The sequence below is a fragment of the Mariniphaga sediminis genome (assembly GCF_003573545.1).
Classification (GTDB): Bacteria; Bacteroidota; Bacteroidia; order Bacteroidales; family Prolixibacteraceae; genus Mariniphaga; species Mariniphaga sediminis.
On record NZ_QWET01000001.1, the window covers coordinates 192,743 to 215,874 of the forward strand.

General features: G+C 43.8%; 15 protein-coding genes. 12 read left to right on the forward strand and 3 right to left on the reverse strand.

Annotation, left to right across the window (positions count from 1 at the left end; genetic code table 11):
- Positions 1–13 precede the first annotated feature (13 nt).
- The 6 genes from D1164_RS00660 (at position 14) to D1164_RS00685 (ending at position 8,788) form a co-directional block, all read left to right on the forward strand.
- Entirely contained in the window at positions 14–1,276 is a 1,263-nt protein-coding gene (locus tag D1164_RS00660) for a Gfo/Idh/MocA family protein (RefSeq protein WP_119348002.1), read from the forward strand.
- 160 nt (positions 1,277–1,436) lie between these two features.
- The gene (locus D1164_RS00665; RefSeq protein ID WP_119348003.1) at positions 1,437–2,450 is read left to right on the forward strand and encodes a Gfo/Idh/MocA family protein; all 1,014 of its coding nucleotides are present in this window, start codon (positions 1,437–1,439) and stop codon (positions 2,448–2,450) included.
- Between the two features lie 22 nt (positions 2,451–2,472).
- On the forward strand, positions 2,473–3,915 hold the full coding sequence (locus D1164_RS00670; RefSeq protein WP_172594281.1) for a neutral/alkaline non-lysosomal ceramidase N-terminal domain-containing protein: 1,443 nt from the start codon (positions 2,473–2,475) through the stop codon (positions 3,913–3,915).
- Positions 3,916–3,936: 21 nt separating this feature from the next.
- The gene (locus D1164_RS00675) at positions 3,937–5,364 is read left to right on the forward strand and encodes a sulfatase family protein (protein ID WP_119348005.1); all 1,428 of its coding nucleotides are present in this window, start codon (positions 3,937–3,939) and stop codon (positions 5,362–5,364) included.
- Between the two features lie 5 nt (positions 5,365–5,369).
- Positions 5,370–6,572, forward strand: a complete 1,203-nt coding sequence (locus tag D1164_RS00680) for a mannitol dehydrogenase family protein (protein WP_172594282.1) — start codon at positions 5,370–5,372, stop codon at positions 6,570–6,572.
- Between the two features lie 23 nt (positions 6,573–6,595).
- Complete coding sequence (locus D1164_RS00685; protein ID WP_119348007.1) at positions 6,596–8,788, forward strand: alpha/beta hydrolase; 2,193 nt, start codon at positions 6,596–6,598, stop codon at positions 8,786–8,788.
- Positions 8,789–8,807: 19 nt separating this feature from the next.
- Here the strand turns inward: D1164_RS00685 and D1164_RS00690 are convergent, their stop codons facing one another.
- The gene (locus D1164_RS00690; RefSeq protein ID WP_147371974.1) at positions 8,808–13,049 is read right to left on the reverse strand and encodes a hypothetical protein; all 4,242 of its coding nucleotides are present in this window, start codon (positions 13,047–13,049) and stop codon (positions 8,808–8,810) included.
- Positions 13,050–13,463: 414 nt separating this feature from the next.
- Between D1164_RS00690 and D1164_RS00700 the strand changes: the two genes are divergently transcribed.
- The 3 genes from D1164_RS00700 to D1164_RS00710 all read left to right on the forward strand — a co-directional run bounded on the left by D1164_RS00700 (position 13,464) and on the right by D1164_RS00710 (position 15,995).
- The gene (locus D1164_RS00700) at positions 13,464–14,174 is read left to right on the forward strand and encodes a ThuA domain-containing protein (protein WP_119348010.1); all 711 of its coding nucleotides are present in this window, start codon (positions 13,464–13,466) and stop codon (positions 14,172–14,174) included.
- 46 nt (positions 14,175–14,220) lie between these two features.
- The gene (locus tag D1164_RS00705) at positions 14,221–15,543 is read left to right on the forward strand and encodes an MFS transporter (protein WP_119348011.1); all 1,323 of its coding nucleotides are present in this window, start codon (positions 14,221–14,223) and stop codon (positions 15,541–15,543) included.
- Between the two features lie 206 nt (positions 15,544–15,749).
- Positions 15,750–15,995 (forward strand): GlsB/YeaQ/YmgE family stress response membrane protein, encoded by a 246-nt coding sequence (locus D1164_RS00710; protein WP_119348012.1) that lies wholly within the window; start codon positions 15,750–15,752, stop codon positions 15,993–15,995.
- A gap of 51 nt (positions 15,996–16,046) precedes the next feature.
- Here the strand turns inward: D1164_RS00710 and D1164_RS23690 are convergent, their stop codons facing one another.
- Positions 16,047–16,214, reverse strand: coding sequence for a hypothetical protein (locus D1164_RS23690; RefSeq protein WP_172594261.1), 168 nt, complete (start codon positions 16,212–16,214; stop codon positions 16,047–16,049).
- A gap of 33 nt (positions 16,215–16,247) precedes the next feature.
- Complete coding sequence (locus tag D1164_RS00715; protein ID WP_119348013.1) at positions 16,248–17,570, reverse strand: MATE family efflux transporter; 1,323 nt, start codon at positions 17,568–17,570, stop codon at positions 16,248–16,250.
- 171 nt (positions 17,571–17,741) lie between these two features.
- Between D1164_RS00715 and D1164_RS00720 the strand changes: the two genes are divergently transcribed.
- From D1164_RS00720 to D1164_RS00730, 3 genes are read left to right on the forward strand one after another with little or no spacing between them, the layout of a single operon-like run.
- On the forward strand, positions 17,742–19,100 hold the full coding sequence (locus D1164_RS00720; protein WP_119348014.1) for a sugar porter family MFS transporter: 1,359 nt from the start codon (positions 17,742–17,744) through the stop codon (positions 19,098–19,100).
- A 12-nt stretch (positions 19,101–19,112) separates the two neighbouring features.
- Positions 19,113–20,009 (forward strand): carbohydrate kinase family protein, encoded by an 897-nt coding sequence (locus D1164_RS00725; RefSeq protein ID WP_119348015.1) that lies wholly within the window; start codon positions 19,113–19,115, stop codon positions 20,007–20,009.
- A gap of 37 nt (positions 20,010–20,046) precedes the next feature.
- Positions 20,047–23,124 (forward strand): SusC/RagA family TonB-linked outer membrane protein, encoded by a 3,078-nt coding sequence (locus D1164_RS00730; RefSeq protein WP_119348016.1) that lies wholly within the window; start codon positions 20,047–20,049, stop codon positions 23,122–23,124.
- Positions 23,125–23,132: the final 8 nt, after the last annotated feature.

Here is a 23,132-nt window from a genome sequence, read left to right on the forward strand (position 1 = left end):
AAAATTTATTCGTATGGAAAATTTATCAAGACGAAAATTTATTAAAAGCAGTGCCATTGTTACATCGGGCGTAGGTGTTTTGCCCAATTCATTAACTATACTGAAAAAGGGGAGGGCCCTGGGAGCCAACGATCGGATTCGCATCGGAATTATTGGATGTGGTTCACGTGGAAATAATGTATTTATGGACGGTGTGTATAAACATGCCGACAAAATGAATGTAGAGATTGTTGCCCTTTGCGACCCCTGGCGTATTGCCCGGGAGGAGGCCAATCAAAAAGTGAAAAAATGGTTTGGACGGGATGCAAGGCAGGTCGTTTCTTACCGGGAACTATTTGAGTTGGACAATGTTGATGCGGTGATGATAGCCTCTCCCGACCACCTGCATACTACGCATCTGGAAGCGGCAGCCAGGGCAGGGAAACATGTTTATGTGGAGAAACCTCTTGCCATGGATATGGATAGACTGATCAAGGCTGTTGATGCGGTTGACGAGGCCGGCGTGGTAGTGCAGGTTGGAACCCAGTTACGCAGTTACCCCGGAATAATGGGGACCCGCGAGCTTTTCCGTCAGGGAAAATTGGGCAAACTGTCGCGGATTGAGGAGTGCCGTAACAGTAAAAGACCATACTGGTATAATTACCTCAGAGATGTTAAGGCAGAGGATGTGGACTGGAAAGAGTTTTTGGGCGATCGCCCGTTCCGGCCTTTCCGGTCTGACCTGTATTCGGCCTGGTATGGTTATTACGATTTTTCGCATGGTCCTATTCCGAATTTAGGAGCTCATTTTATTGATATTGTACATTTTGTTACCGGCGCTAAATTCCCGGAATCATGTGTGTGCCTGGGTGGTACTTTCACATGGAAAGACGAACATGAGTTTACTGCCCCTGATTGTATTCAGGCAACATGGATTTATCCGGAAGGTTTTCTGGTAAGCAGTTCAAATAACCTCGGCAACGGGAAGGGAAGCGTCCGTAACTTTTACGGAGACAAAGGTTCACTCAATATGGCAAGTTGGGGGAGCCCCACTTACAGCGATGAAGACTCGCCCCGCCCGGATGGAACCATAAATGGCGAGAAACCAGTGGTTAAGGTTGAAGGGCCTGATCATTTTCTTGATTGGTTGCAGTGTATCCGTAATGGTCAGAAAACGATTGCACCCATTGAGGCAGGCTACCAGCATGCAGTGGCCGTGTTAATGGCAATGAAATCATACGAAACAGGCCGTAAAGTAATTTATGATGCGAAAAAACGGAAAATTCTCTCTGCGTAATTGTTTCAAAACTTTCTGTTGAGGAAAACCTGTTGGTTTTTTATACAAAAAAAGATAAATCATTCTGTTTGTAACAGATAAAAAACGTAATTTAAATTTTTATTTTTGACTTTAGACCGTTTAGTAACAGTTCTTTTAGTGAATTTCAAAATTATAAATCATGAAGAAATATAATGTAGGTATTATTGGCTATAGTTGGGCTGCAGGAGCCCATATCGAAGCGATTAATCAAACCTCTCTGGCACAGGTTACTGCCATTTGTTCTTCCCGGAATCTTAATTCAAAGGAGATAAGTGCCAAACACGGTGGAACAATTAAATGTTATACCGATTTGGCAGAAATGCTTGCTGATCCGGAACTCCATATCATTTCGATTTGCAGTTATCCGGCCGAACATGCCGAGCAGGCGATTATGGCTGCAAAGGCTGGCAAACATCTTATCATTGAAAAGCCGGTGGCATTGTCATGGGAAGACTGCCTGGCTGTTCAATCAGCTGTGGAAAGTGCCGGGGTTAGAACCTGTGTTTGTTTTGAGTGCCGTTTCTCCAGCCAACTGGAAACCACCAAGGCAATCATTGATAAGGGGCTGTTGGGGAAAATACACTACGGTGAGGTAGATTACTATCACGGAGTTGGCCCCTGGTATGGCCAGTTCAGGTGGAATATAAAGAAGGAAGCCGCCGGAAGTAGTCTGTTGTCTGCCGGATGTCATGCGTTGGATGCCCTGCTGTTTCTCATGGGAAATGATGTGGAGAGCGTGCATAGCCTGGCTACGTATTCTGCAAATGAAGATTTCGCCAAATATGAATATCCCACTACCTCGGTTAGTGTTCTCAAATTTGACGGAGGAAGGATTGGAAAGGTATCTTCAGTAATTGATTGTTTACAACCCTATTATTTCCATATCCATTTGATTGGCAGCGAAGGTAGTCTGCTCGACAATAAATTCTACTCGACCCAAATGGGAGGGCTTAATAAGAATAAATGGAGCGAATTGTCAATGAAAATGCTTGATTCGGGCGATGTTTCCGATCATCCTTACCAGAAACAGTTTGAGACCTTTTTTCAGGCTATTGACGAAAATAAGGAAATGCCGCTTACCAGTCTGACTGATGCTTTGCACACGCATGAAGTGCTGTTTGCAGCGGATCAGTCGGCGGAGCAAAATGGATAGATGCTTCTTCAAAAACAGAAGTATGAATACAAAGGTTTTACTTCTTCTGTTGCTGTTTTTTACATGCTGTGTAAAAGTGAAGAAGGATACTACTCCCTTTCTGATAGGGACGGGAGTAGTTGAAATTACTCCTCCGGAGGGGTTTCCGCTTTATGGGGTACCGGCGGTGAAAAGTACCGGGGTAAAAGACCCGTTGTACGCAAAAGCCATTGTGTTTTCCCAGGGGGAAGCGCAGGGAGTACTGCTTGTGTGTAACTTGTTGGGTATTCCCAGGGATTTGAGCCGGATTGTCAGGGAGCGGGCTTCCGATCAAACCGGCATTCCTTTTCAAAATATCAGTATTTCAGCAACACATACCCATACCAGTCCCGGCATAACAGCGGCGTTTAAAGAATATGCTTTACGTGAATTGTCGGGCCGGTTAACAGAAGAGGATCAAAAAAGTTACTTTACATTCCTGATCAAAGGAATGACCGAAGCCATTGTGTTGGCAACCAAAAATCAACAGGAGGTTGAAATTGTTTCGGGAAAAGGACATGCCCCCGGTATATCTTTTAACCGGCGGTATTTAATGACTGATGGCCGTGTACGTTTTAACCCGGGACATCAAAATCCAGGGATTGTTCGTCCTGCCGGGCCGGTAGACCCGGATGTCCATTTTGTTCTTTTGCAGCCTAAAGATACCGTTGCCAATTCTGCTTCACTTACTGTTTTTGCCAGTCATTATGTGCGGGGAGGTACCGAATTTAGCTCCGATTATCCCTTTTATTTGCAGGAGCAACTCAAAACCATTTTTGGCAGGGAGCATATTTCCGTATTCGGGTTGGGGGCCTGTGGCAACATAAATACCGTAAACCCGGAGGAGGAAGCCGGAGAAGATCCGGATGTAAAAGTGAAAAGAATCGGAAACATACTTGCCCATGCGGTAGAGAACGCGCTTCCTGGCGCAAGACAGGGAGAGCCTGATTTCTGTGTCGTATCCCGGGTATTGTATCTTCCGATGCAGGATTATACCGGGGAAGAACTGCTCTGGTCAAAAGAGGGCACGGAACCTCTTTATCCGGAACGGGATTTTTTAACAAAAAGGCGTAAACTGAAGATTTCTGAATGGGGGGTTCAGCCTCCCCTTGAACAACTGCGTATCCATGAGGCTGTTACTCCTGCCGTTTCAGGAGAACCGTATCGTTTGCCTGTGGAGATACATGTTTTCAGGCTTGATTCGGAAACGGCGATTGTTACTATGCCGGGAGAACTTTTTTCCGAATTGGGGCTCAGTCTTAAGAAACGATCTCCCTTTGCTAATACGATGTTAATTGAGCTGGCAAATGCCGATATCGCTTACATTCCAACTTTGCAGGCATTTAAAGAAGGTGATTACGAGGCTGTTAATTCCCGGCTGGCTCCGGGGGCAGGCGAAGAGATGGTGAATCAGGCATTGGAAATATTGGAAGGTTTTAAAAAGTAATCTTTGCTAAAACATAAAATTATGTTCAAAAAAATAATTCAGCTTAACAGTTGTATCTTATTATTTTGTTGTTGTGTTAGCTGCAATAATAATTCTGCAAAAATAGAAACACCAAACATTATATTTATTTATGCTGATAACCTGGGGTATGGAGACATTGGATGTTTTGGTTCCCAGATACATAAAACGCCTCACATTGATAAAATGGCAAAAGAGGGGATGCGGCTTACTTCGTTGTATTCTTCATCTCCTGTTTGTACACCGTCGCGGGCCAGCCTAATGACCGGCTGCTATGCGCAGCGCGTTGATATGCATTGGGATGACAGGAACGGAGCCGTATTACGCCCTGTTTCCCCCAAAGGGATGAACCCCGAAGAAATAACGATTGCTGAAATCCTCCGGGACAGGGGGTACGCAACGGCATGTATTGGCAAATGGCATTTAGGGGATCAACCGCAATTTCTGCCCGTAAATCAGGGGTTTGATTATTTTTTCGGAATTCCTTACAGTGAAGATATGATTCCCTCCATCTCTTCGGAGTGGCCTGAGTTGCCGCTTCTTAAGAATGATAAGGTAATTGAAGCTCCGGCCGATTTGACAACAACTACCAGCAGATACGTGAGGGAAGCCATCCGGTTTATTTCGGAGAACAAAAACAAACCATTCTTTTTATATTTCCCGGAAAATCTTCCCGGAAGCAGGATGGTGCCGGTGGTAGATGAGCGTTTTTGCGGTAAATCGGTTAACGGAGCCTGGGGAGATGCTGTGGAGGAGATTGATTGGTCTGTTGGGGAGATAATGAAAACATTGGAGGAATATGGGCTTGAAGAGAAGACCATCATTGTATTTACTTCGGATAACGGGGCACCGCAAGGAGGTCGGGAAACCAGAAGTGGTATGGGCAGCAATGAACCGTTCTCCGGTCCAGGATATACTACAACGGAAGGGGGAATGCGTGTTCCCTGCATTGTAAAATGGAAGGGGAAAATTCCGGCCGGCCAATCCAATAATGAATGGTGTACAATGATGGACTGGTTCCCTACATTTGCCGAAGTTTCCGGAGCGAAAATACCCGAAGATCGGATTATCGACGGTAAAAATATCTGGCCGCTCCTTTTGGGAAATAAGGAGGCAAAAACACCCCATAAAATTTTCTATTACTATTATACAGGTGATTTGCAGGCTGTTCGGGAAGGAAAATGGAAACTTTATCTGTCTGCCGGAAAGGAAAGGGATGAGCCGGATGCGAACAGCAAGCTGAAGTTGATTGATTTAAGCAGAGACATTAAAGAGTTGAATAATGTGAGTGAACAATTTCCGGAGGTCGTAAAAAGATTGGAATTGCATGCAAAGCAAATATCCGGAGAACTTGGAAACGGAACAAAAAAAGGAGAGAAAATAAGGCCTGCCGGCTATGTTGAAAACCCGAAGGGTTTGATTATGAAATGAAAACTATGAATGATAAAATAATAATTTTTGGTGCCGGAAAAATCGGACGCTCGTTTATCGGGCAACTTTTCAGTACCGGAGGTTTTGAAGTTGTATTTGCAGATATTGCACTTCCGGTTATTCAGGAGATGAATGCCAGGAAACAGTATGAGGTGGTTATCAAATCGGAGGAGGAAAAGGTGATAACAGTTCGGAACGTGCGGGCGGTAGATGCCCGCAATACAGAGCTGGTAGCAAAAGAGATCAGCGAAGCGCGTATTTTGGCCGTTTCGGTGGGAAAAAATGCCTTACATGCCATTCTTCCGTTAATCGCCAGGGGAATAGAAAGAAGGTACGCCAACAATAAATCCAATGCGATTGATATTATCATTGCCGAGAATATGCTTGATGCTTCTTCCTTTTTCAGGGAGAAGCTACAGCGCTGTTTGCCCCAAGGTTTTCCTATCGACCAGTTTGTTGGGTTGGTAGAAACCAGTATCGGAAAAATGGTGCCTATCGTTCCCCAAAAGCTTGTGGAAGAGGATCCGTTGAGGGTATTTGCCGAACCTTACAATACGTTAATTTTAGACAGGAAAGCATTTCGAAACCCGATTCCTGAGGTAGAGGGATTAGCGCCAAAGGAAAACATAAAAGCCTGGGTGGACAGAAAATTGTTTATTCATAATCTGGGGCATGCCGCTACCGCCTACTGGGGGTACTATTATAATCCCCTTCACCAGTATATTTGGGAAGCGTTGGAAGTGCCGCTGATTTATAAAACGGTGAGAAAGACAATGCTGCAGGCAGCCGATTTGTTGGAGAAAAAGTATCCGGGTGAATTTACCCGGACTGACCTGGCCGATCATGTGGATGATTTACTTGAGAGGTTTCAAAATAAGGCATTGGGGGATACAATTTTCAGGGTTGGGTGCGATTTGAGTAGAAAACTGGGAGCCGACGACCGGCTGGCAGGAGCCATTAAATTGGCTGTTTCGCTAAACCTTCCCTATGATAATATCCTTAATACCCTTGTGGTTGGGTGCCATTTCCGGGCAAAGGATGAGAATGGATTACTGCATCCGGGTGATGAGGCGTTTATGGAAACTTATAAAAACGGAATATCCCGGGTATTAGAGAGCGTGTGTGGTTTTAATGAAAGTAACTATTTTCACATTCTTATCGAAGGACAGCAAATAGAGAAGAAATTGTATTTATTACGTGATTTTTGAAAGTACCATTTTTATATCATAATATGAACCAATACGTTTTTAAAGCAGGTAGAATCCCCTTTTCGATAATTTTTATAACGGTGTTAATACTGTGTTCTTTTGGCAGGGATGCAAATGCACAGGATGAGTATCAGGTGCTGGAGCGCTGGCTTCAATACAGCGATTCCCCGAATGCATTGTACCATCATCTTACAGGTGATGCATACGGTCTGCTGGACTCCCGGGAGGAAAAAATATCCGGACTGGATGCACCAGAGCAATGGCAACAGAGGCAGACAGAAATGAAACAGCTTTTGCGAAAAACCGTGGGGCTGTTTCCTGAAAAAACACCGTTGAATGCCCGGCTTACCGGAGAAGTTAAAAAGGATGGTTACCGGATAGAAAATATTATTTATGAATCGCTACCCGGTTTTTATGTTACGGCATCACTGTTTATACCTGATAATTTAAAAGGCCCTGCGCCGGCAATACTTTTTTGCTCCGGGCACAGCACGGAGGTATACCGGAAACAATCTTACCAGCTTCCTCTTTTAAATCTTGTAAAAAAGGGATTTGTTGTTTTGGCGATTGACCCTCTCGGACAGGGAGAGCGCCTTCAGTATTTCAACCCTGAAACGGGAAAATCCATTTTGGGAGGTTCTACCAGGGAACATTCCTATCCTTCTGTACAAACAGCGCTGATTGGCCAGCCGGTTGCCCGCTATTTTACCTGGGACGGTATTCGGGGCATCGATTACCTCGTCAGCCGGAAGGAAGTGGATGCCCAACGGATAGGAGTACATGGAATATCGGGTGGTGGTACCCAAACGGCCTATATTTCGGCACTGGACGAACGGGTAACGGCATCGGCGCCTGCCTGTTACATCACCAGCTTCCGGCGGTTGATGGAGTCAATTGGGGTGCAGGACGGGGAGCAGAATTTTTACCGTGGAATCCTGAATGGGATTGACCATGGCGATTTTATCGTGGCACGGGCTCCGAAACCTACCCTGATAATGGCTACCACCCATGATTTTTTTAATATTCAGGGAACACGTGAAACCTACGAAGAGGTAAAAAAGGTTTACACTATTTTGGGTAAGGCTGATAATATGGAGTTGGTGGAAGATGATTACGGACATGGTTATACGAAGATAATCAGGGAAGGGATGTACGCCTTTTTCCAAAAGCACCTGAATAATCCGGGGCCTTTTGAGGAAGAGGAGGTGGAATATCTTACCGAAAAAGAGTTGCAAAAGACGCCGACAGGACAGCTTGCTACGTCACTTAAGGGAGAAACTGTTTTTAGCCTGAACCGCAGCGAAGCCGGTAAATACATTGATGAACTGGAGGAATCGAGGAAAGAGTTGGGAGCCCACCTTCAAAAGATTCCTGCACAGGCCCGGCACCTGTCGGGTTATAAAAAACCGTCGTTGTCTGATAATCCGGTGTTTACCGGCAGGATTCAGAAGGAAGGATATGTTGTTGAGAAATATTTTGTAAAAGGGGAAGGAGACTACGTTCTTCCTTACCTGTTATTTATTCCGGAGAAAAAGAATGGGAATGCCGTTATTTATTTGCATCCGGAAGGAAAAGCAGGGATGGTGAAAGAAGAGGATGAAATGGCATTTTTGCTTCACAATGGTTTTACCCTGCTTGCTCCCGATTTGCCGGGTACCGGGGAGTTGGGAGGAGGCGCCCTGAAGGGGGATGCCTACATCGATAATGTCTCTTACAATTTGTGGTATACTGCCATGCTGATCGGAAGGAGCATCGTGGGGGTACAGGCTTCGGATGTGGTAAAACTTTCATATTTATTGCAGCAAAGCCATGGAGTTACAGATATTTATGGTGTTGCCCGGGAAGAGATGTCCCCGTTACTTTTGCATGCAGCGGCATTTGATTCCGTAATTTCCCGCGTAGTGTTGATTAATCCGTATTCCTCTTATCGTTCTTTTGTCGAAAACCGGTTTTATACTCCCCGTTTTGTTTACAGTCTGGTGCCGGGAGCGCTCACCGGTTACGATCTTCCTGATCTGGCTGCAAGCCTGGCACCAACGAAACTTTTGATTACAGGAATGACGGATGCCAATAGTCAGGCGGATGATGAAGCGCTTTCCAAAGATTTGAAAATAGTAAAAGATGCTTATCGACTGTCCGGTAAAGGAGATCAGTTGGAAATTATAAAGCAGACGACTGGGAGTCCGGAAATATTATTCGGAGATTGGATTAAATAGTGGGGGAATATGGGGAAAGTTATTCCGGCTCTTCCAACCCCAACACTTTTTTCGCTCCGGAGTAGATTGATTTCCACCAATAGTTAAGAACAGAGCGCTGTTCATCGCGCACATAGGAGATCTCCACCGGATAGAGTTTGTCGTTTTTAGGGCTTTGGGAGTTGAAAGCCATTTTGTTAGCCAGAAAGGAGGCAAATTTCGCCTTTTGTATTTTGTCGTTACTATAGTCTAACACGGCAATTTTCAGATTGTCGTAATCGAAATAAAGGAATCCGTCTGCCTGGGCTTCGTTGAAAGAGAGCTCGAATTCCAACTGGTTTAGCTGCCCTTCTTCAATGGCTAATGGAGCAGAAGTTGAGATCATGGAATTCAGCGGTACGAGCGACATGGGTTGCAGGAAACCTTTAGCCGTATGCACATATTCCGGGCTGTTCAGGTCGAAGGAAAACCGCACAGAAAGTAGCGACTGTCCGAGAAGTTGTGCCCTGGCATCCAGGGTTAAATTACTGTTTTGCTGCAATACTTTCTTTATGTTTGAAACGCGTCCTCCGTTAAATGCCAGGTTGTTAAACTCGATGGTTCCCGGCTCGTCCGTAATTCCCATCAACTCACTGTATGTGAGGTTTGTTGGGAGGAGTATAACAGAGTCAAAAATAAAGGGTTGCTCAATCCGCTTCAGTAAGTCCTGTGGCCAGGGTGGTCGCTGGTCAGGATCAAGCGGGTAACGTTTATTCCGGAATATACTTATTCTGCCAGGGCCAATTTTCAAGGCCGCGGCATCCAGTATATTCTCCTGCAGCCACCGTTTTTCATTGAGGTTTTTCAACTCGATAAAAGAGATGTGGGCTTTTGCTACATCGGTTTGAAACCCCTTTTGAAGGGGAAACGATTCCGGTTCGATAAGCGGAATAATTCCGATACTTTTCAGAAGCACCTGGTGGCGGGCTGAATTGTAAATAAATGAGTCGGCAGAGAACTGGTACAACCCGTCCGTACTTTTGGTGGCAAGGTGGGTAGTCGAAATTTCAAACTCCCTTGAGTTTAGCAGGTTGGCTGGAGGCTGGTTTTCACCAATCAGAATGTCACTAAACCCAATATTGATTTTTTGGTTGAAGAATTGTTTTTCAAGCCAGTTGAAATGGAGGTCGGCATTGCTGAGCCGGAGGTGATCCACTTTTATTTGATTTACTACATTTTCCACGTAAGGGTAAAGATCCAGCGTTTGTAAAAATTCTAACGTGTCGTCGTTCACCTGCCGGTTTATTTCAATGGATATTTTGGGACTGTCGATGTCAATATTTTTGAGCGCAAAACTGTTGTCATTTAAAACGGCATCTAAATCAAATTCAGAAAGATGAATGGTGGGGGCTGTAATGGAAAAACGGTTTTGTTTCGCGCGGGGCAATAACGGGTTTACTTTCAGGTTTGAAATAGCAATGGATTTTTGTGTGCGGTCCAAATCAATTCGTTCTATTGTAAGGTTATGGTCCCGGTCTATGGGCGCCCTGAAATCAGAAACGGTAAGCTGTATATTATTACTGGTGAGCTGCACCTGGTTTTGTGCATCGTTTTTTACCAGGATGCCGGGCATGGAAAAATCGAACAGGAATCGGGCCTGCGGGTGATGGTCGATTCCCCGGGTTTGGTGTGTGATGGCCTCTCCGTCGGTAATTTTTAGTTCGTTCAAACGGAGCGATTCCACAAAGGAGGGCAGGGGAAAACGGTAAGCATTCAGGTCGAGGGGTTTGGCCATGCCTTCCTGCGTATAAATTTGAAACCGGGGAGAGAGGAGTTCCAGTTTTTTGATTTCTGGCTCTTGCGAATACCAGGCTTTTTGGAAATCGAATCCTTCAATTTTGAGTTCAGGGATGGCTACCTGGTATGTAGTGGCCAGTTCGTGGTATTTCTCCGATGTAATCAGCGGATAAAGCAGTGCATCTTTTACACGCACCGAAGATTGGGCTGAAGACAATCGTATCTCACTTCCTTTCAGTACATGTACGTTGTCTGATAATTCAAACTCCTGATCTTTGATGGTTACATCGAAATTATCTGAAAACAAAAGACGCTCTTTGCCCAGTTCTTCCTTGTTTAACCTGAAGTTCTCGAGCGAGGCCGAAAATTCATTGTCAAACGAAGTCGTCCGGCCGCGCCGGGTGTGGTTTACCCACGTGAGCTTTCCGTCAGGGACAGTGAAATGTTTGATGTCAAAATCTTCCAGATAGTTGAAGATAAGTTGGTAAAACTCGGTGATTTCCACCTTCTTTTTGCCGGCTCTCAATACGCCGAAATTCTCAAAATAAATATCAGGATTGGATATGCTGAACTTCGAAATATATAGTTTTTTGTAAAAAAACGCATCGCGCAGGCTCACTCCGCTGAGGTTAATTTTTGGGATGGAGATATGAAATAGCTCCGATCGGTTGAAGCGTTGCATATCGAGGAGATTTACATCGTCGATGACCGGTTGAAGGTCGAGGTTTTCAATTTGCACCCGCTGGTTGGTGCTCGAAATAGAAACATTTTTTACCCGTAACTTGTGCAAGTCATCTATCAGTCTCATCTGGTAATCAGAGAAATGCAGGTCGAAGTTCGTGGCATAAAAAAATTTGTCGGTGCGCTCCAGGCTGGCTGAGTCGAGACTGAAATCTGTCAGGCTGAAATCGAAACGGGTTTCAAAATATCCCTGTACATTTCCTCTGTAACTGTTTTTTATGTCTAATCTCCCGTCATTTATGTACACCAGGTTGGCATAAACTCCCCTCAGGTAATCGGTCACCAGTTCAAAGAGCAATCCCGCGTCCACCTGCTTTTTTCGCTTTACTTTTTCGAGGTGATACAATAAATGTACATCAGGCTCAATCACTTCAATCCGCGAAGTGGGCAGCGTGCGGGTTTGATACACATTCCGTAAATCTACCTCTTCGATATTCAGCGCCTTACATTCGATGTTTACCTCAGTGCGGGTGGTGGTTTCCTTTATATTTTCCGGGTGAATGTGAATTTCTTTGGCACTCAGCCGGTCAGAAAAGGTGGAAACAAACAGCGAGTCGGCCCTGAAATGGTGTTCATCATCTTCCAGCCGCAGGTGGTAACCGGCAACTTTCATTTCAAGATTATCGGAATGAAGGAGTTTTTCCGGGTTGGCGGCAGAAGTGGAATCCAGCACAAATCCTTCGAGGGTAATGTCAATGGACTCAAATTGTTGCCGGTAGTCCTGGTAATCGGGCTGCCTGAAAATTTTGAGGTGGGCGCCCCGCAGCAAAAATGTGTCCACCTCCAGTTTTCTGAAATGATTTTGAACCAGCGTATATAAGTCGAAATTATCAAAGTCTTCAGGATTCAGTCGATCCGGATTTTCTTTCTGAAAGAATTGTATCTCCGGATTGTCGAACTCAAGAAAACTGATTTTGATGGAATCGTTGAGGGCAAAACGTGTAATGCTCTGGCTTTTAACATATACATTGGGTACTGTTACTTCAAACAGGTTGTTGCCTGTTGTGCGGGAAAGGGGCGAAAGGTTGAATCCGGCTACGCGGATAACGGAAGTTTTGAGTGAATACAACAAGGTGTCGATGGTTAAAACATGCAGACTGTCACCCATTTCGTTTCTAAAGTCGTTCATCCGGATAAAAACGTCATCGGTTTCAAAAAAATGGTCGTCCCTTAAAATCATTGCTGTATCGGTTCTAAACCCAAGTACGTCAATAGAAACTTTTTCGGTGCGTGAGATAAAATTGGCTTTCCCCGCTGCTCCGTATAAATCAAAATCAGCTTCCTCCATTTCGATTTTCCGGATATCGACTTCCCGCACCCATTCAAACAACGGGCGTATCTGGGAAACAATGCCTGCTGCCATTTTTAGCGAATCGTTTTGCAGTAACTCTTCTCCTTCCATTTCGATATCGGGTTTTACGATGCGCATCTTTTGACAGGAAAATTTTTTATCGCGGACTAATGCCCGAAGGTTAATGCCCTCCATAACAATATCGGATGCTCCGAGGGTAAATAGTGTTTTTGAATGAAGATTCTCTCCGATTGTCGCGGCCTCGTCGGGGGTTAATAACAGTTGACTGAATCTGACTGAAAACGGGAAAACCTTCCATTTCATTTCGCCTATGGAAAGGGCATACTGGCCCCCCGATTTTTTATCTGTGAAATCGGTGAGCTTTTTAATGACAAACTGCGGAAAACGGATACCGGCTATTATTATAGTAAATAGCACCAATCCCAGCAGGATGACCGAAAACCACCCTGCCATTTTTTTTATTTTTTCCCTGCGTGCAGTCATTGGATAAAAATGGGATTTTTTTTTAAGATAAACGAATTTCCAAATGGTTGCGTTTGACGGGGAAGTTATGGAACATATTTCCGGTAAAATATCATGTTTAAATTTCTCTGTGCACCGCACCTGCTTTCCCTTCCACGTGCCCGTACTACTGCAAATATTGCCCGGTGTTACTGCTTACATTTCAAATGGTGTCTCATTTATTTTCCTGAAAATGTTGCAGGACACCAAACACCTGTCCGGTAACTTATGGCCTCTCTGAATTTAGTAGATGTTTAAAAATGAGGTGCAAAGCATCAGAATATTAAAGGATATTTTGTTGTAATTTATACTGAAAGTAAATTAAATTTTTATTTTTACTTTCTCTAACAAGTTAAGGCAACAACCATGAGACTGATTTTGACCTTTGCTGTTTCACTTCTGGTTTATTTTTCCCTGAATGCCCGGCCTGTAAAAATAATGTTAGTGACCGGAGGCCATTCATTTGATACCCTTCAGTTTTTTCAATTGTTTGATTCGTTGGAAGATGTTGATTACACACACTTTCCTCAGCCCGAAGCTAACAGGGCCATTGCCCGCGGAGAGGCGCAGCATTTTGATGTGCTGGTTTTTTATGATATGTGGGAGGATATTTCGGAAACGGAAAAACAGGCCTATCTGGATTTGACCAGGGAGGGAAAACCTTTCCTTTTTTTGCACCATGCGTTGGTTTCGTACCAAAACTGGCCCCGGTTTGAAAAGCTTATCGGAGGGAAATATATCCAAAAGGGAAAAGGGGTTGCGGTCTCTGAACAATCAACTTATGAACACGATGTGTGGGTTTTTATTCAGGTGCCACACAACCATTCTGTTACCAAAGGATTTAGTAGTTTGCATTTTTTTGACGAAGTGTACGGAAACTTCCGGGTTTCTGAAAATGTAATACCCCTTTTAACCACTACCCACCCGAAAAGTGAAAAGATAATCGGCTGGGAAAACCATTTTAACGCGTCGAAAATAATTTACCTTCAGCCCGGTCATGATTACCGGACTTATGAAACGGAGGATTACAGGAGGCTGTTGCTTCAGGCTGTTCGGTACCTTACTGACGGGAAGTAGCAGCGAACGATACATTTTTACATCTTAAACCAATGATTACCAAGTTATGAAAGATCTAAATCAAAAAAGGCTTTTTATTGCAAGTTGCCTGGCCCTTCTGGTCACTGCAATTACATTTGCTATCCGGGCAAGGATTGAGGGAGTTTTTACCGGCGATTACGGATTGACAGCCGAGCAGGTTGGGCGTGCTTTTGCGCCTGCATTCTGGGGGTTTGCTGTTGCCATGTTTGCCGGAGGTTATTTTATCGACATTGTAAAAACCAGAACAGTTATCTGGATGGCATTCGGGATGCACCTGGTGGGTATTGTATTGTTGTTACTGGCAAAAGATTACACTTCGTTGTTCATTTCCAATGTATTTATCGGTTTGGGCAACGGAAGTGTGGAGGCAGCGTGTAATCCGCTGGTTACAACCCTCTTCCCCGATAAAAAGTCGAAAATGCTGAACCGGTTCCATGTGTGGTTTCCTGGCGGAATTGTAATCGGAAGCCTGCTGGCTGCCCTGGTAATTGATCAACTGAACTTATCCTGGCAGGTGCTTGTGGCGTTACTGTTTATCCCGTTGGGTATCTACGGATTTTTGTTCCTGGGACAAAAAATTCCGGAAACTGAACGGGTGGCATCGGGTGTAAGTTATAAGGAAATGATGCGTAACGTAGGAGCTCCGGTAACCATAACCCTGGCTGTTGTTTTTATGATTCTGGCTGCCAACGTTCAGTCTATATCTCATGCCATTACCGGCAGTTATTATTTGCCACTTCTTATAATTGGGGTAATTGCCGTTTTGATAATCATAGAAGGCAAAGCAGTCAATAAAATTACGTTGCTGTTTCCGTTTATTTTTGCCTGCATGCTGCTTACTGCTTCCACGGAGTTGGGAACAACGCAGTGGATTAATGCATTATTGGCAAATAAAGGCGTTCATCCCATGATAATTCTGGCTGTGGTAACCGGTTTAATGGCCGTTGGCCGTTACTTTGCGGGAGGGTTGATTCACCGGTTGAACCCTCCGGGAGTTCTTTTGGGATCTGCGATTTTCTCTGTGGCGGGTTTATTGTTGCTAAGTGTGACCAACGGCGCTTTTATGACGGTAGTATCTGCGGCCGTTTTTGCTGTTGGCGTTTGTTATTTCTGGCCCACAATGATTGGTTCCGCAGCTGAGTATGCACCTAAAACCGGGGCTTTGGGAATGTCGATCCTGGGTGGTGCCGGATTTGTTGCTACCTCAATGGTGTTGCCCATTATGGGAGAGTCTATTGAAACGGCCGGTCCGCAGATGACATTGCGGAATATGGCAGTGCTTCCGGCAATTTTGGTACTCGCATTTATTCTCCTTTCTTTTTGGGTGAAAAATAAAAAGAAGGCTTGAGGCAGGTGTTGTATCCTGTATCTAACGGTACATACTTTATGAACGTTTAATCCCCGGGCACAACGCTATGCGCAAGAAAGTTGTGAACACTGTGCAGGGATAAAGGAAAGAATTGTTCCTGATGTGGTTCTGCCGTTTTTTTTTACCACTTCTTTATTTTGCGGGAGTGTTTTTGTAACTTATGAAAGAATTTAAATATTCTTACTATGTTATATGTTTTGTTAGTCGGATTGGTAGCAGGTGCCCTTGCGGGGCTTATTGTTCGCGGAAAAGGGTATGGCTGTCTTTTGAATATAATCGTTGGTGTTATCGGCGCCTGGTTTGGTAACTGGCTGCTACACGAGTTTGGAATTTTTATCGAAAGTGGGTTGATGGGAAATTTGCTAACCGCGGTAATTGGCGCGGTGGCATTGCTTGCCCTGGTTGGCCTAATCCGGAAAATAGCCAATTAACTGATTCTTTTTCCGGCCTGCATTAATTGGTTAAGCCCTTACATTATTTTTTTACGTACCGGTTTCAGGTTTTGCGCCTATTGGTTCGCCCACAATCAGTGTTATCGAAATGAATGCCACAATGAGCAATGCCGATGGCCAAAATACGGGAGCATCCACATCGAAGTACTTCTTGCTGCTTTTTATTGTCGGGTGAATCCCTTTACGCGTATTTCCCAAAATACGAAAATCAGGATGAAAGTCAAAAACAATTTAGTTCTTTCTGTCTGCTCCGCTCCGTATTTTGAGGGAAATAGCTTTTTTGAAAAGGAATGTTTGAATGATTCCTCTTGCAAACATAAAAAGAGACATGGCCAGCCAAAGTGCATGATTCTCCCATACAGGATGAAGAAAATAGTAAACCGGGGCAAAAAAGAGAAAAGTGGAAGCCAGCAGTGTATTGCGCATTGCACGAGAGGCAGTGGCTCCGATATAAATGCCATCCCATATAAACGAACCGAAACTGGCCAACGGAACAAGAATTACCCAAACTAAAAAAGGTTGGGCCTTTTGAAGGACCTCCTCCTGCGAGGTGAGCAGGTGAAGAATAAAATTAACGCCGGCAAAGTAGAAAAGGGTAAACAGCAAAGCCAATCCGGTGCCCCAGATAAAAAGCAGTTTCACTACCTTCAACAGGTGATTCTTTTGTTTCGCTCCGATAAACTTACCCACCAACGCTTCCCCTGCAAACGCAAATCCATCGATAAAAAAGGAAAAAAACAGCAGCAGCTGAATAAGGAGCGAGTTGACGGCCAGTATGGTATCGTTGGAGCTGGCAGACTTGGAAGTGAAAAAGGTAAATACCAGGATAATACAGAAACTCCGGATAAAAATATCGCCATTTACACGGAAAAAAGCCGATAGCCGTTTTAAGTCGAAAACATTTTGAAGCCGGAGGTAGAAGAGGAGGTTCCGGTATTTTTTCAGGAACAGTATGATGGCTAAAGCCATTCCGATGTATTGCGAAAGAGCCGTTCCCAAAGCCACGCCGTCTGATTTCATATTCAGCCCAAAAACAAACAGCACGCTTAGCAAAATATTGGCCACATTGGCTGAAATGGCAATTATCATGGGGTAGCGGGCATTTTGCATTCCCAAAAACCACCCGCTGAAAACAAACTGGGCCAGGGCGGCGGGGGCAGCCCACACCCGGATGAGGAAATATTGACGGGCAAGCGTTTCTACTTCTTCGCTGCCGCCAATCACTTCGAAACTCACCCATACGATGGGTACTTGCAGTGCCAGGATGATTAGCCCGGTGAAAAGTGCAACGGCCAGCGCCCTTACCAGAATGGTGACGGTTTCGGAAATGTTTTTTTCTCCGAAAGCCTGGGCGGCAAAGCCCGAAGTACTCATGCGCAGAAATCCGAATCCCCAGTATATAAAATTGAAAATAACGCCTCCCAGCGCAATGGCGCCTATGTATATCTCCGAGCCAAGATGTCCCATTAAAGCCAGGTCTACCAGCCCCAGCAGCGGGACTGTAATATTGCTGACAATATTTGGAATGGCAAGCCGGAGAATATCGCGGTTCATAACAAACAATTTTGAGGGGCAAAGGTAACATTTGTATTATCGGGGTAACATGTTTTCATCTTTTATTGATTTCCGGCTGAAATGTAACATTCTGAAGTGATTTTGTAACATGGGTGAAAGAGCAGAAGGTATCATGAATCTACATTTGGGGCAAAATGAATCTGTAATTTTATGAAGAAACAAAATGTAATCGCTGTTGCGTTGATAATTGCCCTGGGGGGATTTCTGTTCGGGTATGATATTGCAATGATGTCGGGTACTACTGCACAATTGGAAAAAGTATTTAACCTGAATAATTTTTGGTTGGGTTTTACGGTCGCTGTTGCAATTATCGGAACCATCATTGGCACGTTAATAATAGGTAAACCTGTGGAAAAATTTGGGCGGCGCAAATCTTTAATTGTGCTTTCCGGCCTTTTTATTCTTTCAACTATAGGAAGTACAAATGCGTTAAACTGGGAAATGCTTTTATTTTTCCGTTTTAGTACAGGGGTGCTGTTAGGTTGCATCACCGTGGTTACCCCTATGTTTATTGCCGAGATTTCACCTGCAAAAAGGCGTGGACAATTGGTTTTGCTTAACCAGTTTTTTGTGGTGACGGCCATCTTTTTGGCATTTGTGGTCAATTATTTTCTTTTGAAAATGTTTGGAGATACCTCCTGGCGATGGATGATTGGGGTTGAGTCTATTCCGGCTGCCATCTTTTTTGGATTGCTTTTTTCTGTGCCTGAGAGTCCCCGCTGGCTTATCAATCAGAACCGTGATGATGAAGCTTTGGTCGTTTTTGAAAGAATAAAAGCGGAGAACCCGGAGAAGGAAGTTACAATAGTTAAAGCTTCCGTAGAAAAAGAGATGTACCTGGCCCATGGGAAATTATTTGTAAAGGAGAACAGACTTCCTGTTATGATTGCCATTTTAATGGCGGCGTTTAATCAACTGGCAGGCATTAATGCGATAATGATATATGCTCCGCGGGTATTTGAAATGGCCGGTTTTGGCATAAATTCAGCTTTGTTACAATCTGTTTCAATTGGCGCTACTAATTTGCTGTTTACCATTCTGGCCATATTTCTGATTGATAAGTATGGCAGACGGACCCTTTTAATGATTGGATCTGTGGGAATGGTATTTTTCCTGGGTATGCTTTCGAAGTCGTTTTTCACAGGTAATTTTAGTGAATTGGACGGATATGGTGTGATGGTTTATCTGATGGGCTTTATTGCCTTCTTTGCCTTTTCTCAGGGAGCCGTATTGTGGGTTGTAATTTCTGAAATATTTCCGAATAAGGTACGTTCGAAGGGGCAGGCACTGGGCAGTTTTACACATTGGATATTTGCGGCTGCTTTAATTTGGGGTTTTCCTGTATTTGCGAAAATGCCCAATATTGGAGGCGGTCCTTCATTCGCATTTTTTGCCGTGATGATGTTGCTGCATTTCTTTTTCGCATGGAGAATCCTACCCGAAACCAAAGGGAAATCACTGGAAGAAATTCAGGCTGTATTAATAGAAAAAAGAGAATCATTACAATAAAATCAGTAGTCTATGGAATTTAAAAACAAATATGTTTTATGTATTGGTGAGGTGCTGTGGGACAGATTACCGTCAGGGACAAAGCCTGGTGGAGCTCCTATGAACGCGGCGCTTCATTTAAATGCTATTGGACAGAATGTGTCCATTGCCAGCCGTATCGGGAATGACCAGGCCGGGGATGAACTGAAAACATTCCTGGAAAAATCGGGCATGAGTACTGCATTGATACAGGTTGACAAACAGCTCCCTACCAGCGAGGTATTAGTGCATTTGGATGAAAACAACAACGCCACTTACGAAATTTGCGAGCCCGTTGCCTGGGATAATATAGAGGTAACAGATTCTTTGTTGAAGCATGCGGAAAAATCCGGGATATTGATTTATGGCTCGCTGGCTTCACGTAATCAGGAAACTCGTCATACTATGATGAAATTACTTGAAGGTGAAGCCGTAAAGCTGATTGATGTTAACCTTCGGGCACCATACAATAGCAGGGAGATTGTTGAACCATTACTGCAGAAATCGGACATTATTAAACTCAATGACGATGAATTATTACGGGTTGCAACTTGGTACAACAAACAAAGCATGGACGAACGGGAACTCACCCGATGGTTGTCGGAAAAGTATAATGCAAAAATGGTTTGTGTGACAAAAGGTGAAAAGGGAGCACTGTTGTTTTGCGAAGACTGTTTTTATGAGCATCCGGGTTTTACAGTCAATGCGGTTGATACCGTGGGAGCCGGAGATGCTTTTCTGGCAGGACTAATTGCCTCCCTGTTAAACAATAAATCGTATCCTGACTCCCTGGCTTTTGCCTGTGCAACAGGTGCTTTTGTTGCCTCAAAAGCGGGTGCAACACCTGAATATAACATGCAGGAAATTGAACAAATATTATTATCTAATTAATGAATTTATGATGAATAAAACAGTTAGGTTTCTAAAAATGACCAAAGTATTGTTGGTAATTCTTATGTGTTTGTGTTCATTTGAAATTATTGCCCAGGAAGTGACCGTCGCGGGTAAAGTAATGGATGAAGAAGGCAATTTATTACCGAATGTTTCCATTGTGGAAAAAGGGACCACCAAAGGGACAATCACTAATTTGGAGGGTGAATATTCTATATCGGTTACTCCCGGTGTGACATTACAGTTTTCTTTTTTAGGTATGCGGCAAAAGGAAATTGTTGTTGACGGTCAAACCACAATAAATGTAGTTCTGAAGGAAGAAACTATCGGACTTGAGCAGATTGTTGTTACCGGATATCAGACACAGCGTAAAGCTGATTTAACAGGGGCTGTATCGGTAGCAGAAATAGATGAAATAGAAGATTTGCCTCCGGGCAATATCATGAAAAACCTGCAGGGAAGGCTCCCGGGTATTTCAATATATACGAATGGACATCCCGGCTCCCCGGCAACAATTCGGATAAGGGGTATTGGTACCTTAAATAACAATGATCCGTTGTTTGTCATTGATGGCGTTCCGACTAAAAAAGGAATGCACGAATTAAATCCGAATGATATTGAATCTCTTCAGGTGCTAAAAGATGCATCTGCCGCCAGTATATATGGCTCCCGTGCTGCCAATGGAGTAATTATTATTACGACAAAGAAGGCAAAATCAAACAGGATGAGAATAGATTTTGACTTCAGCGCAACGTATCAGCAATATGAAAATCATTTGGATATGATGAATACAAGGGAACGTGCGGAAGTAGCATGGAGGGCTGCTGTTAATGACGGAATTGAGCCGAACGATCAACTCTATCTTTTTGATACAGGAGTTGATGGGGAAGGTCATCCGGTGTTAAATGGTGTTTTGTTTCCTGAATTTATCGATCCGCAGAGAACTATGAGGCCAGGTGATACGGACTGGTTTGACGAAGTAAGTTCACCTTCTTTGTTGCAGTCTTATAACCTCACAATTTCAAATGGCAATGAAAATGCCAATTTTCTGATTTCGTTGGGGCATATGAATAATGATGGTATCATTAAGGGGTCTAATGTAGAACGGACAAATTTACGCCTGAATTCTGAATTCCGGTTTTTAGATAATAAACTGAGGATTGGCGAAAATTTACAGATATCCCGACAGGCGGAAGTGCTTATTCCTTCAGATGATATTATGTTTCTTGCCCTGGTCCAGCAGCCCATTGTTCCGGTTTATACAACGGATGGTGGTTGGGGAGGACCTGCTCCCGGAATGTCTGACAGGCACAACCCCGTTCGTTTGATAGAGGATAATTTACAGAACAGGGGTACTTATGTAAGACCTTTTGGTAACATTTATGTTGAAGCAGAACCCATTCCCGGATTAAAGTTAAGAAGTAGCTTTGGAATTGATTACGGGATGCATTACAGCCGGACGCTGCAAAAGAGTTATCGTTCGGGTTTTTTGAGCGAACCGAACAACAGAGTTTCAAATAGTATGTGGTTCAACGGCAGTTGGGTGTTTCAGAATACTGTAAACTATGATTTTACCGTTCAAAAACACACGTTTAGTCTATTGGCTGGTATTGAGCAGATTAAACACAATAGTGAAGAGTTTTCTGCCTCTCAGCGCGGGCTTGCAATAGAAAAAATTGATTATGCTTTTTTGAATGCGGCAACCGAACTCCCGGTTAACGGAGGTTCAGGGGGGCGTTATGCGCTGCAATCATTTTTTGGCAAGGTAAATTACAGCTACGACGATAAATACCTTGCCTCCTTTACCATGAGGAGAGATGGATCTTCGCGGTTTGGTGAAAACAACAGGTATGGTAATTTCCCCGCATTTTCTGTTGGCTGGAGGGTTTCAGAGGAAAGTTTTCTTGATAAGGCAGAATTCATCTCTGATCTGAAGGTCAGATTTGGATGGGGACAAAACGGAAATCAGGAAATTTCAAATACAGCAATCCATAATTTATACATTGCCCAGTATGCCACCAATGCAACATGGAGCCCGGATGGTGGAACGGCTTATGATATTGATGGAGCCGACAGGGGAGAATTGCCTTCCGGTTTTCGGCTGACACAACAGGCCAATCCAAATCTAAAATGGGAAACAACTACCCAAACGAATTTTGGTATTGACTTTTCTCTTTTTAATAGTCAGTTATATGGGTTGGCAGACTATTTTATTAAAAAAACCGAGGATATTCTTATTAGTCCGCCTTATTTGGGAGCGATTGGTGAAGGAGGTGGCCGATGGGTTAACGGAGCTTCCATTGAGAATAAAGGAATTGAGATGGTTGTTGGGTATTTGAAGCAGGTTGGAGAAGTCCAGATTGATATTTCTGCCAATGCATCAAATTACAAGAACGAGGTGGTGTATTTGCCCGAAGAAGTGGTCAATGCTTATGGCGGAAACGGAAGGGATAAAAATATTCTGGGCAGATCCATAAATTCGTTGTTTGGGTATGTTCACGACGGTCTTTTTACTACCGAGGAAGAAGTGAATATGCATGTTGATCAACCCGGGAAAGGGTTAGGCCGGATTAAATATGTTGATGTCAGTGAAGATGAGGTAATTAATGATGATGACAGGGACTGGATAGGTATTGGCGACCCACTTTTAGCGTATGGATTGAATGCTGATATTACCTGGAGGCAATTTAACTTAAAGTGTTTTTTCCAGGGAATTACCGGAATCGATGTTTTTAACGATACAAAAATATATACCGATTTTACGACAGTACAGGGAACCAATTATGGAAGAAGAACCTTGAACGCCTGGTCTGAAAGTAATCCGAATTCCACTATTCCGGCGCTTTCATTATCGGATAATAATAACGAAGCACGAACATCTACCTATTTTATGGAGAGCGGATCGTATCTGAAGTTAAGAAACCTTCAGATAGGGTATTCTATTCCTCCGTCTCTGTTAAGCAAATATTCTATTCGGAATATCCGGGTATTTATCCAGGGACAAAACCTTTGGACTATAAAAGATAAAAGTTTTACAGGGCCGGATCCTGAAAATCCCGGAAACGGTTATCCTATTCCAGCAATGTACACTTTAGGTGTTAATATTTCACTTTAAACTATTGA